At 26.6% G+C, this 11497-nt stretch carries 16 protein-coding genes; 6 read left to right on the top strand and 10 right to left on the bottom strand.

Going from position 1 to position 11497, the window contains the following annotated elements; all coding sequences use genetic code 11:
• Window positions 1-305: 305 nt before the first annotated feature.
• The 3 genes from ACQPUY_RS15855 to ACQPUY_RS15845 all read right to left on the bottom strand — a co-directional run bounded on the left by ACQPUY_RS15855 (window position 306) and on the right by ACQPUY_RS15845 (window position 841).
• The gene (locus ACQPUY_RS15855; protein ID WP_430842714.1) at window positions 306-470 is read right to left on the bottom strand and encodes an IS3 family transposase; all 165 of its coding nucleotides are present in this window, start codon (window positions 468-470) and stop codon (window positions 306-308) included.
• Between the two features lie 8 nt (window positions 471-478).
• A complete protein-coding gene (locus ACQPUY_RS15850; protein ID WP_430842710.1) occupies window positions 479-673 on the bottom strand; it encodes a hypothetical protein in 195 nt (64 codons plus the stop codon).
• A gap of 75 nt (window positions 674-748) precedes the next feature.
• Window positions 749-841: a hypothetical protein gene (locus ACQPUY_RS15845; RefSeq protein WP_430842712.1), complete on the bottom strand. Its 93-nt coding sequence runs from the start codon at window positions 839-841 to the stop codon at window positions 749-751.
• Window positions 842-1144: 303 nt separating this feature from the next.
• Between ACQPUY_RS15845 and ACQPUY_RS15840 the strand changes: the two genes are divergently transcribed.
• The 4 genes from ACQPUY_RS15840 to ACQPUY_RS15825 all read left to right on the top strand — a co-directional run bounded on the left by ACQPUY_RS15840 (window position 1145) and on the right by ACQPUY_RS15825 (window position 3602).
• Window positions 1145-1975, top strand: a complete 831-nt coding sequence (locus ACQPUY_RS15840) for a ParA family protein (protein ID WP_430842709.1) — start codon at window positions 1145-1147, stop codon at window positions 1973-1975.
• Window positions 1975-2604, top strand: coding sequence for a hypothetical protein (locus tag ACQPUY_RS15835; protein ID WP_430842707.1), 630 nt, complete (start codon window positions 1975-1977; stop codon window positions 2602-2604). Before ACQPUY_RS15840 ends, ACQPUY_RS15835 begins: the two co-directional genes overlap by 1 nt.
• A 301-nt stretch (window positions 2605-2905) precedes the next feature.
• Window positions 2906-3178, top strand: coding sequence for a hypothetical protein (locus ACQPUY_RS15830; protein WP_430842705.1), 273 nt, complete (start codon window positions 2906-2908; stop codon window positions 3176-3178).
• Entirely contained in the window at window positions 3153-3602 is a 450-nt protein-coding gene (locus tag ACQPUY_RS15825; protein WP_430842703.1) for a hypothetical protein, read from the top strand. Before ACQPUY_RS15830 ends, ACQPUY_RS15825 begins: the two co-directional genes overlap by 26 nt.
• Window positions 3603-3644: 42 nt before the next feature.
• Here the strand turns inward: ACQPUY_RS15825 and xerA are convergent, their stop codons facing one another.
• The 7 genes from xerA to ACQPUY_RS15790 form a co-directional block, all read right to left on the bottom strand.
• Window positions 3645-4490, bottom strand: coding sequence for a site-specific tyrosine recombinase/integron integrase (gene xerA, locus ACQPUY_RS15820; protein WP_430842701.1), 846 nt, complete (start codon window positions 4488-4490; stop codon window positions 3645-3647).
• A 175-nt stretch (window positions 4491-4665) separates the two neighbouring features.
• Window positions 4666-5922 (bottom strand): ABC transporter permease, encoded by a 1257-nt coding sequence (locus ACQPUY_RS15815; protein WP_430842699.1) that lies wholly within the window; start codon window positions 5920-5922, stop codon window positions 4666-4668.
• Window positions 5923-5935: 13 nt separating this feature from the next.
• Window positions 5936-6811 carry an ABC transporter ATP-binding protein gene (locus ACQPUY_RS15810; protein WP_430842697.1) on the bottom strand — a complete coding sequence of 292 codons (876 nt, stop codon included), beginning with the start codon at window positions 6809-6811 and terminating at the stop codon, window positions 5936-5938.
• Between the two features lie 10 nt (window positions 6812-6821).
• Entirely contained in the window at window positions 6822-7583 is a 762-nt protein-coding gene (locus tag ACQPUY_RS15805; RefSeq protein ID WP_430842695.1) for a hypothetical protein, read from the bottom strand.
• A complete protein-coding gene (locus tag ACQPUY_RS15800; RefSeq protein WP_430842693.1) occupies window positions 7580-8104 on the bottom strand; it encodes an RNA polymerase sigma factor in 525 nt (174 codons plus the stop codon). Before ACQPUY_RS15800 ends, ACQPUY_RS15805 begins: the two co-directional genes overlap by 4 nt.
• A gap of 502 nt (window positions 8105-8606) precedes the next feature.
• The gene (locus tag ACQPUY_RS15795) at window positions 8607-9473 is read right to left on the bottom strand and encodes a hypothetical protein (protein WP_430842691.1); all 867 of its coding nucleotides are present in this window, start codon (window positions 9471-9473) and stop codon (window positions 8607-8609) included.
• A complete protein-coding gene (locus ACQPUY_RS15790; protein ID WP_430842689.1) occupies window positions 9473-10303 on the bottom strand; it encodes a S1 RNA-binding domain-containing protein in 831 nt (276 codons plus the stop codon). Before ACQPUY_RS15790 ends, ACQPUY_RS15795 begins: the two co-directional genes overlap by 1 nt.
• Window positions 10304-10588: 285 nt before the next feature.
• Here ACQPUY_RS15790 and ACQPUY_RS15785 point away from each other — a divergent pair, with 285 nt between their 5' ends.
• Window positions 10589-10975: a cytidine deaminase family protein gene (locus ACQPUY_RS15785; protein WP_430842687.1), complete on the top strand. Its 387-nt coding sequence runs from the start codon at window positions 10589-10591 to the stop codon at window positions 10973-10975.
• Window positions 10976-11016: 41 nt separating this feature from the next.
• The gene (locus tag ACQPUY_RS15780) at window positions 11017-11487 is read left to right on the top strand and encodes a GNAT family N-acetyltransferase (protein WP_430842685.1); all 471 of its coding nucleotides are present in this window, start codon (window positions 11017-11019) and stop codon (window positions 11485-11487) included.
• Window positions 11488-11497: the final 10 nt, after the last annotated feature.

The following is an 11497-nucleotide window of genomic DNA, read 5'->3' as shown; positions in this document are numbered from 1 at the left end:
GTTTTAGAGGCTTTTTTTATGAAGGGTGGCTTACTTTTTAATGAAATTTATGGTCTACTTATAGTCTCCCCTATACAGCTCGTTTTACTATATCTAAACAATCATTAAAACGATATAGGGATAGATACTATCTAGGATGAGGCTGATGATTTTGGAAGAAAGAATAAATAAATTAAATTAATATTGGATGGATTAATTATTATGAGCTAGCCAAATGTAAAGGTAGTGTTCAGCAATTGGATAATACAAAAACTAAGAATGTGGTCTTATGTCAATATTTTCGGACACAAAAAGTCAAACTTTTTTTACGCTGCATTTCTAGCTAATAATTCACATTGATTTGGAGTCATGTAATTAATAGAAGAATGTAGCCTTTTTCTGTTATACCAGCCTTCAATGTATTTAAATATTGCTATATTAGCTTCTTCGAAGGTACTGTTTGTATTTCTATAGATTTCTTTGTTCTTTATAAATTTTTCTATAAATCTGGATTTCCATAATAATCAGCTCTACGACCAGTAAAATTATTAAAATTAAGTTGTTTATGACATTTAGCTGATATTTTTTTATTACATGATCTATTTATTATATCTTTAACTTCTCTAATGCTATCAATTTCAATATCTTCTGAAACTGTTGCCGATACTTCATCAATAGCCTTATTAATCTTCATATCCTTTAAGTTTTTAGATTTATTTGAGTTAATATAAAGCTTTAATGAAGTTACTTTTCTACCAGTTTTTATTTCTTAAAATTCAAATCTTATATCACTAAGTTTTTTTAATTCTTTTAGAGTTTGAATTATTATATATCTTTTAAAATCTGCATATAAAGGACATATCTTTTCAGCTTTTAATAAATTTCTTAATTCATTTATTTCAATATCAATATATCCTTGTTTTTTAAATTCATTACATTATTTCTTGTTCACATTAATTTATGTAAAAGTAATTAAATATATTAATATTATATAAAATAAAAATAAAATAATTATTTAATTATATTTAATAAAAATTTTATTAAATTCTTATATTAAATTTATTTTTTGATTATATTTATTTTATTAAATTTAATAAAAATTCTTGTATAGCCATGAAAGAATACCTTATAATTATATGTAAAATATGGTTTTGGAGGTAAGTCTATGAAGGTAATAACATTTACAATAAGTAAAGGCGGAGTTGGTAAATCAACAATGGCATATAATTTTGCAGGTTTAGAATCTAAAAGATTAAAGAAAAAGAAAAAAGGTGTATTATTAATAGATGCTGATTCTCAAGCTAATTTATCAGCTTTATTTAATATATCACAGGATATTGATGTAAATGATGAAGAATATCCTAACCTTAGTAATGTTCTTTTAGATGATGCTAAGCCAGAGGATGTAATTATGACTGGATTAAGCCAAACTATGCCCAATGTAGATTTAATTGCTGGACATGTTGACTTGACAGCAACACAATCAGCTCTTGATATTTTAAAACTTCAAGGAGTTAATAATATAACAAGATTAAAAATATGGATAGATAAGAATTATGAGTATCTATCTTCTAAATATGAAACAGTAATTTGTGATGTAGGTCCATTTTTTGGATCAATAACTCAAAATTGTTTATATGCATCCGATGAAATATTTTTAGTTGTAGAAATAGCAGAATCAAGCTTTAGAGGAGCAAAGCTGTTTATGGTAGAATGGGAAAAGGTATGTGCTGAAGAAGATATTGAAAACAATATAAAAGGTATTATAGTAAATAAATTTGATAAAAGAACATCTTTAAGTAAAGAATTTGCAGATTTTTTAATTTCAGAGGAAAGATTTCATAATAAAATATTTGATACTCTAGTTCCTTATACTGTTAAATTTCAAAGGGGAGAGTTAGAGGGAAAACCATTATGTTTCTATGAGCCATCAGGAATCCAAACTAAAGAATTAAATGCTCTATATAAAGAAATGAGAAAGAAGGGATTTTTATAATGGCAAATAGCTTTATGAAGAAAGATCAACAACTTAAAAATAGAAGTAAAGATCAAAGTGTTAATAGTAAAGTAGAAGAGATGACTAAAAGAGCTAGTATGATTGTTGAGAAAAAAAATGAAATAGATGAAGTTAAAGAAGATTCTAAAAATGAAGTAAGTGCTAATATTGAAGTAGATAAACCTAATACAAGAAAAACTGATAAGAAAAAAGCTAAGAGTGAAGTTAATGTTGAAAATAATATAAAAGGAATGTCAACTGAAGAATTTTTAAATTTAAATATACAATTAGATAGATTTGAATCAAATAATACATCAGTAACTATTAGTACTGATATTTTTGAGACAATTAAAAAGTATTCAGAGATTAAAAATTTAACTATGAACTATTTTGTAAATAAGTTAATAAGAGTTGGACTAGAGAAGATAGATGATTTAAGTATAGAAGAAGTACAAAAGAGTATGTGCTATAATGCTAAAACTAGGGCATTACCATTTTACATTGATGAAGAAATGGAAGGAAAATTTAATTTATATATAGAAAATGTTAAAGCAAAAGGTTATAAGTTCAGTAGAAATTCAATTATATGTGCTTTGATAAATGCAACACTAGAAAGATTCAAAGGATAACATAAAAGAGATAGCTATAAGTTCAACGGGTTCCGTTTTAAGGTGCAAAAGTTGCTAATTAAGTTAAAATCTCAATTAAAATCACATGTGAAATCACAGTAAGATTCACATGTGATTTTTTTGTTAAAACGTTTATATTGATTATTTTAGGGAATAATTATAATATAGAATTGATTGAAAATCACATAACAAATCACAGGGTAAATCACATATAAAATAAAAAAATAATAGTTTTATTATCTTTGTGAATATATATGTGAATACGTATGTGATTTATACCTAAAAGAAAGGAGTTGCGGAGGTGAAGTATATAAAACCTAAAAAAGAAAATAAGAAAAAGGTTTCTTTGGAATTATCAACAAGGACACTTTCAATATTAGAGTATTATGCTAAATACACTCAATATAGCCAAGAGGAAATATTGGATATGTTTTTATTAAACCTATTAGATGATACTAATTTTATAAAATGGGTTAATAAGCAAAGATACAATAAGAAAATACTTGCTTCATTGTATGATACTATTAGTGATTCGGAGTTGAAAGATAATGAAACTAAAGAGATTGTCAGATAAAACCGTTAGTAAAGTAAAAGTTATTCCACCTATTACTCAAGAAGAGATTAATCAGAGAGAAATAGACTATACCACTTTATCAAAGATGGAGTTTTCGAGAAAATATGGATACCTTCTATATACCCCAGTGGAATTAGTTGTTGATAAAAAGTCTTATAACATTCAAACTAACTTTTGTGCCAATCCTTTTTGTAAATGGTATGATAAGGAGCAATTCAAGTATAGAAACCTAAAGGGGAATCCTTCTCGATATATGATTACAGGAAAGAGTTTTAAATCAATAAAATGTAATGATATTACTATTGATAAGCCTGTAATAATAAGTTATACGGCTCCTTATTCAAATTGGGCAATGTCAGAAGAAATTAAAAGGTTAATAGATATTAATACTACAGTTCCTTATGAGGTAACCTTTTGCTTCTGATATAATCTTCTCCATGAACAGACATTACCTCCTGTAATGAACTCATAGCTTATCAAAAGGGCTAACTACATTTAATACGGTATAATCCTTCACATGAAGATATATAGATGTTGTTTTCAAATTAGAATGCCCTAACAATGCTTGTATGATAACTAAATCTACACCATCATTCATTAAATGTGTTGCAAAAGAATGTCTTAGCGTATGTGGGGTAGCCTTTTTAGTTATACCTGCTCTTTTAGTTGCAGCTAACATAGAGGATTGAATTCCACGGTTAGTTAAATGTTCACAACTCCATCTAGATGTAAATAAATAATCTTCCGAATCATAGTTTTTATGTCCAAATACTTTCCAATATTCTCTTAGTAACTTTAAGTTACTTTGTGATAATAAAGTATATCTTTCTTTATTTCCTTTTCCAGCTCTAACCCTAATCTTCATCTCTTTACTCATTATGTCAGATAATCTTAGGTTTGTTGCTTCGCTTACACGTAAACCTGCGGAGTATATAGTTGATAGAATTGCTTTATGCTTTAAATAAGTAGCATTATCCATGATAAGTTTAACTTCTTCTTTAGTTAAATATGCTGGTAAGTTTCTATGACATCTAATTCTAGGAATTCGCAAATCATTCCATTCTCTTTCTAATGTTACAACATAAAAAAATTTCAATATGGAATTTATACTATTTACTCTTGCCTTGCATAATTTCTTCTCATTTATGCAATAATCTAAATAGTTGATGATTTGCTGTTCACCTAGTAGTTCAGGTGGCTGGTTATAGAATTTAGAAAAACTTTTCAAAGTGTGGACCATATTTTTTATAGTTGAAGCACTTCGTCCACGTAGTTCTAAATCTTTAATCATTTTATCTATTTTTTGATACATTTTATCACTCCTTAAAAGTGTGTAAAATGTGAGAAGTGAAGCTTCCTTGAGAAAGAAACTTCACTTCTTATTTTTTCCATATAAACTTTTATTTAATCATTTTCCCCAGCCGTCGCTTTTAGCGATTTAGTTCTAGATTAAAATTGTTCATAGAATTTAAACGGCAAATTGAAATTTATGCCACTTGATGTTTTTTAAACCCACAATAAGCAATCGGAACAGAAATAATACTAATCATTAAGTAAAGTACCATTCTTATCGTAATAACGTCCATTGTAAATCCTGGTAGCGGATATGATAAATAATTTGTAGCATCAAGGAAAAATACTGGTTGAGCAGATATAGACGGAAGTATCATGAATATATGATTCCAGATTCCATTAGTTTCACTAAGCTTTAAGAATAATGGACCCATAAGTACACATATCATGACAATTAATACTGAAAATGGTGTTTTCATTTTTGCTGATAATACTAATGTAATAGAAACCATAGCAATCATAACTAAATATAAAGTTATAACACAAACAATAGTTGCTGATAAAAATGTTAGAGCATATGGAATTGTTGACCCCATAATTTGTATCGGTAAATTCCATCCACCTCCACCAAATGACATTAATATAATCCCTAATCCCACTAATATATTTATTGTATATGCAATAAACGAAAAAATAAATGCTGCTAATACTTTAGCTAGTATTAATTTTGATTTTCCATACCTAGAAGATAGTATTATATTATCAGCACCACATTGATACTCCCCTGAAAACATTGGAGCAATACAAATACAAAGAGCTATTATTGGAAGTGCTAATAATTCAATACAGTTAAATATAGTTTTCCATCCTTCGTGATATCCATACTCATATGGCTCGGACACTTCTTTGCTTTTTTTACTCCAAAATTCTTTTTCTTGGTCTGAATAATTCCAATCCTTATAACTAGCATTTAAAATTTGAGATACTTTTTCATTTCTTTGTTTATAAAAATTAATTCCATTTTCTAATTGCATTTTTTTAATTTCTGAAAAAGAATAATCATAGAAGTTAGGAATTGTATAATTGTTATTAATAAATCCCATATAGTACATTTTAGGTGCTACATATTTACTAAAAGTTGAATCACTTAATTCTTCCTTGCCATCATTTATAACTACATTATCTGGGTTTTTAAACAACTCTTGATATTGTAAAATATCCTCTTTAATCCTTTCTTCCGTTAATATACCTGACATTTCTTCTTGTCGCTGTTTTTCTAATTTAATAGCTGAAAATCCTCTTACCTGATTACCACTTTCATCAAACGATATAAACTGTAAAACTGAAGATAAAAATAGCATAGCTGTTAATACTAAACTTCCTAGCAACACAATTATATTTAATTTCTTTCTTGTAATTTTTTTTAATTCAAATACTAATAAATCTTTCATACTATTGCTCCTCCTATTGTGATACCATATCATCAAAGTGATATAAGAATAAATCTTCAAGTGTTGGTTCTACATTAATTGCATTTTCATTTGGCTTTATATCACTTACAATACGAAGCACTACATTATTATTACTATCATGTTGTAAATTTACAACACGGTATTTAGTACTAATCATATCTACTTCATTTTTTGATACTACACATTTCCATACCTTTTTCTCTATTTCATTAGTAACCCCTTCACTTGGACTATTAATAATTATTTGTCCATCCTTCATCATCAATATAGTGTCTGCAATATAATCAACATCTGAAACAATATGAGTTGAAAGAATAACTATCTTATCCTTTGAAAAATCTGAAATTAAATTTCTAAATCGTATACGTTCTTTAGGGTCTAACCCTGCTGTTGGTTCATCTAATACTAATATTTTCGGGTCATTTAATACAGCTTGAGCAATACCTAATCTTTGTTTCATTCCCCCTGAAAAAGTCCTAATTTTTTTATTTGCAACATCTAATAACCCAACTAATTCTAAAAGTTCTTTTGTTTTTGATTTTGCAGTTTGTTTATTTATTCCTTTTAATGCTGCTACATAATACATAAATTCCTTAGCAGTAAAATCAGGATAATATCCAAAATCTTGTGGAAGATATCCAATTAACTTTCTGTAGTTTTCTCCTAAAGTCTCTATGCTACATCCATCTAATAATATTTCCCCAGACGTTGGATTAAGAACTCCGCATATCATTCTCATAAGAGTTGTTTTCCCCGCTCCGTTGGCACCCAATAATCCATAAACTCCTGTGTTTAAAGTAACACTCATACGGTCAACCGAAATTTTGTTACTAAATTGCTTTGTTAATCTATCAAATTTTAATTCCATATTAAACCTCCTAAATGTGAGTTAAATTTATATAATCATATTCTCTGTAGCTATTAGCTAACTTGTAAATTTGTATAGCTACTCCAATTAGTGCAATTATAAGCATAATGCTCCATATCCATAATGATGATGCAATATATAATCTAGGTGCAAATGCTGTTGACATTGATACTGATATCATTATAAAAATACCAAAAGCAAAACAATAATAATTACATTCTTTGTTTTTAAATCTATTTAATATCCACAAACAGCCAAAACAAGTTACCATAAATGGTACACAAATATATAAGAATATTGTATAAGGGTTAACTAATGTACTGGTTTCAGCCATTATCCCTAATAGTGTTATGCTCAAAATGTCTATAATCCCCAATATACTTATACGTGACATCATTACTTGCTTTAATGTATATTGTGTTGATAATTCAAGTTCAACAGTTCTATATGTGTAAGTTCTTGACAATTCTGTAATTCCCGATAAAAAAATCAATGGAGTTATTGATGCAATCAAGGTAACTCCTTGAATTGAATCTGAATAATAATATAGTTTTAAGCCACAAAATAATAAAATTGCAAATTGAATAATCCATATTTTTTTACGAATAAATCCAAATTGTTGAAAATAAAACTCCCAAAATGTTAATCCTTTAATTTTAGTTTCATTTACTATTCTCCTTACCTTTAATATAGTTTGATTAATACTACTTGGATTTGGTGATGGTACTTCACTATATAATTTACGCAACTCGTTTTCTAAATATTTCTTCAATGATAATCACTCCCTTTTAATTTATTTTTAATCGTTGCCAATGCTAAGTTAATCCTATACCTAACCGTAAATCGTGACTTTCCAATAATAACTGCAATTTCATTTACCTTTAAATCATGACCGTACCTTAAAACTATAACCTCCTTCTGTTCTTCTGGAAGTTGGTTGATGATTTCTTCTAGCTCTATTTTATCTACCATGCTTTCTATCTTTTCTGTTGCATAACTATCTATACTCTCTTTTGTTGATTCTATATAATCTGGTTTAATCTTTTTACTCCAATTAATACATAAATTTTTAGCTATTGTATAAAGAAATGCCCTTGGCTTTCCTCTATCCGTATATGTATCGATATTCTTCACAAAACTCAAGAAAACTTCTTGTGTAATATCTTGTGCATCTGCACTATTTCCAACCTTCCAATAACAGTATTTATAAATAGCATCATAATTTTCACTAACAACTTGTTCAGCTATATCTAAATCACCATTTTTAATCTTCTTAATAGGGCTTACCGTCAAATCATCACCTCCTCATAATGTATAACAACTGTAACATAATAAATGTGCAATATTTTTTTATTTCTAATAAAATTTTGTATAAAAATAAAACTTAGCCAAGTTATATTAATGGCTAAGTCTTATTTTTTCACTTACTTATGTATGGTTCATTGTTCATTATCTTAAATTATAACTAACAGGTAAATTCCTATTTAATTCTAAGTTTCCCTTCTTTTATTAATATTTATATAATAAAAGATTCTAAATCAAATAAATGATTTAGAATCTTAGTGATTTATTACGTGATTATTACTGTGATTTGTTATGAGATTTTATATCTTTGCACCTCAAAACGGAACCCGTTGCTATAAGTTATCTCTTTTATGTTATTTAATAAATATATTATCTAATAAAATAAAAATATTATATTTATTAATAATAATATTATTTAATAAAATAAATATTTAATAATTTAAAATAAAAATATTATTATATTAAATAAATATTTTATTAAATATAAATTTTATGTTAAACCACATTGTTCAATCTCAACTTTAGTTTTACCATCAATTCTATATATATTAAATTTTATAAATGATTCATCTATATTTAATGATATTAATCTATTATCTTGAGTAAATAAAATATTATCATTCATATTTTTAGTTATAGCAAGATGTTTAAATATCTCATATAAATGTTTATCATCTTCACCAATTATAATTATTTTATCTGAATTAATATAATCAGATCGTTGTATTAAGTTATTAATTATAAATAATAATTTTCCTTGAAAATCTAATTCTCTACGAACTGGAATTAGATAATATCTAACATCATTATATATATAGCTACCAGTAACTCCAATTGCACTTGATTTCCATTCAATATTAGATTGATTAAGTTCATCAATAATTTTTAAAATAAATTGGTTTCTTGCGAGATATTTTTTTATATCTTCTAAAATACAGGAATCAGTAGGCTTCCAATTACAATCAAAAGGTCTATTCTTTAGTATAATATTACCGTTCTTAGCTAAAGTATAGGCTTTTAGATTAGTTTCATCATTTGTTAAGTCGCTTTTAAAGGCAAATCTAGAACAGATAAGCATTTTATTATATTTAGTTAAGAGCTTAGTTATTTCCTTTTGATGAATATTAATTCCTCTAACTAGATTAAGATATTGAGTAAGTTGTCTACTTGTACTATATTGAAGTATATATATTGCATAAATTAGTTCAACATCAATAGCTTTTATTTCATCAGGTTTAATCCAAGAAAACTTAAATTCACTCTTTCTAATCTCACTTACTATTTCTTCATTAGGATATATAGCAAATGGAGAGCAGCTAACTCTTACATCTTTATTTTCAGTATATAAATTACTCATTATAATACACCAATAATATCGCCATTAATTCTTTGTTTTTCAGTTCTTATTCTTGTTATTTTAACTTGAACCATATCACCTGATTTTACTCTTATTCCAGGAGCAAATTCACAATAGATATCAAGATGAGGAGTTAGGGAACAGTGAATACCTTTATCTGTTACTGCCTTAACTTTAGCTATATGTATTTCATATAATTCAATATCACTAACTAATTCATCAAATGTAGGTAATAAAACTTTTCTATTAAGTATTAAATGTGTTATTTCATCATCATTTCTTTGTAACTCTGCAACTTTAACATAAACTTTATCACCAACGCTAACATGATCTGATAAATTCTTAATGAAAATTGATTCAAGGTATGGTTTAGGAATCATACCATATGTATCTCCCCCTATGCATACAAAAACACCTTTATTTTCATCAATTCTTGTAACTATTCCATATACATTATGACCGACTTGAAGAGATTTAAGTCTACCTCTAATATCTTTAATAATACTTTTTCTTTCAACATTTATTATTTTATCTGTTACAGATTTTACTCTAAATGAAACGTAAGTACCAACTTTAGTTTGAGCCCAATGTCTTCTTACTGTTGCATCAGTAACTGTAAAATCTTCTATATCTAATCTACAAGGAACGCCATTACAATCAATTTCTAAGCTACCATCTCTATATGCTCTCTTACAAAAACCAGAAAAAACAGTATTTTGATTAATAGAGTTTTCTAAATCTATTCTGAATTGATTAGTAGAAATATCTTCATAATCAACTTTCTTATTAAATTCTAGTAGTTCAGTATTAATTTTAAAATCTAGTCCCATATAGTGTTATCAACTCCTTTTTTATTTTAAAAACAACAAAAAATATTCTACTATAAAACCAATCAAAAATGATTAGTATTTTAATGGGAATTTTACTTTATTTATACTTATAATATTAGTTTAAATTAATTATTCAAATAGTAATATATTATTTCTATTTTAAATGGAATTATGTTACAAATTGCTGTACAATAAAAATATATTTTATTACTCAAATGTATTATAAGACGAGTGGGTTTGATTTTTAAACTACTCGATAAATTATAATTTAGAGGTGGAATAGATATGGATGAAAAGTGGATGAATTTATATAATTATTCTATGGATATGTTAAATCCACATGAAGTTTCCAGGAATATGTATGTTGGTAGTGTAGCTGCCGCGATATTAACCAAAAAAGGAAATATTTATACTGGGATATGTATTGATACAAGTAGTTCATTGGGTATGTGTGCAGAAAGAAATGCATTATCAACAATGCTTACTAATAATGAAAATAATATTGATAAAGTACTATCTGTTTATAAAGATGGTAAAGTGATGCCACCATGTGGAGCATGTAGAGAATTTATGATGCAATTGGGTGCAGATGAAAAAAATATAGAGATTTTACTTGATAATAATGGAAAAACGGCAAAATTGAAAGACCTTATGCCAGAATATCCATATTAATAAATCTTAATATTTTATATGTTAACAAAGGAGGGATTAGTTTGACTGAATTACGATTAGTTAAAGAATCAGAAAAAGAAGTTTTGTATAATATTTTTCAAAAATATCTTTATGAAATGACAAAATATTATAATGATGAGTTGGATGATACAGGGAATTATTTATATAGATATTTTGATAACTATTTTATTGAACCAACACGAAAAGCATTATTCATAGAATGGGATGGTAAGATTGTTGGTTTTATGATGATAAACAATCATTCATATATTGACCAAAAGCCTGATTATGTAATTGCAGAATTTTGTATATTTCCAAATTACAGAAAAAGAGGTATTGCACAAGAAGCAATTTCCATTACATTTTCACAATATCCTGGTAAATGGGAACTGAAATTTAGTTTGAAGAATAAATCAGCTATGAATTTATGGTATAAATCAACAGAAATATTTAAGCCTGTTGTTCATCATTTGCCAGATGATGAACAAGTTCTTTCATTTCAAACAAATTGATAAATTCCAA

Source organism: Clostridium nigeriense (assembly GCF_050585245.1).
Taxonomy (GTDB): domain Bacteria; phylum Bacillota; class Clostridia; order Clostridiales; family Clostridiaceae; genus Clostridium; species Clostridium nigeriense_A.
This window is presented reverse-complemented; position numbering and strand designations above follow the sequence as displayed.

What these genes read in the sequence shown, in the direction of transcription:
- ACQPUY_RS15850 (WP_430842710.1), bottom strand. Translation starts at nt 673, where the DNA reads ATGAAGATTAATAAGGCTATTGATGAAGTATCGGCAACAGTTTCAGAA.
- ACQPUY_RS15840 (WP_430842709.1), top strand. Translation starts at nt 1,145, where the DNA reads ATGAAGGTAATAACATTTACAATAAGTAAAGGCGGAGTTGGTAAATCA.
- ACQPUY_RS15835 (WP_430842707.1), top strand. Translation starts at nt 1,975, where the DNA reads ATGGCAAATAGCTTTATGAAGAAAGATCAACAACTTAAAAATAGAAGT.
- ACQPUY_RS15825 (WP_430842703.1), top strand. Translation starts at nt 3,153, where the DNA reads ATGAAACTAAAGAGATTGTCAGATAAAACCGTTAGTAAAGTAAAAGTT.
- xerA (WP_430842701.1), bottom strand. Translation starts at nt 4,490, where the DNA reads ATGTATCAAAAAATAGATAAAATGATTAAAGATTTAGAACTACGTGGA.
- ACQPUY_RS15815 (WP_430842699.1), bottom strand. Translation starts at nt 5,922, where the DNA reads ATGAAAGATTTATTAGTATTTGAATTAAAAAAAATTACAAGAAAGAAA.
- ACQPUY_RS15810 (WP_430842697.1), bottom strand. Translation starts at nt 6,811, where the DNA reads ATGGAATTAAAATTTGATAGATTAACAAAGCAATTTAGTAACAAAATT.
- ACQPUY_RS15795 (WP_430842691.1), bottom strand. Translation starts at nt 9,473, where the DNA reads ATGAGTAATTTATATACTGAAAATAAAGATGTAAGAGTTAGCTGCTCT.
- ACQPUY_RS15790 (WP_430842689.1), bottom strand. Translation starts at nt 10,303, where the DNA reads ATGGGACTAGATTTTAAAATTAATACTGAACTACTAGAATTTAATAAG.
- ACQPUY_RS15785 (WP_430842687.1), top strand. Translation starts at nt 10,589, where the DNA reads ATGGATGAAAAGTGGATGAATTTATATAATTATTCTATGGATATGTTA.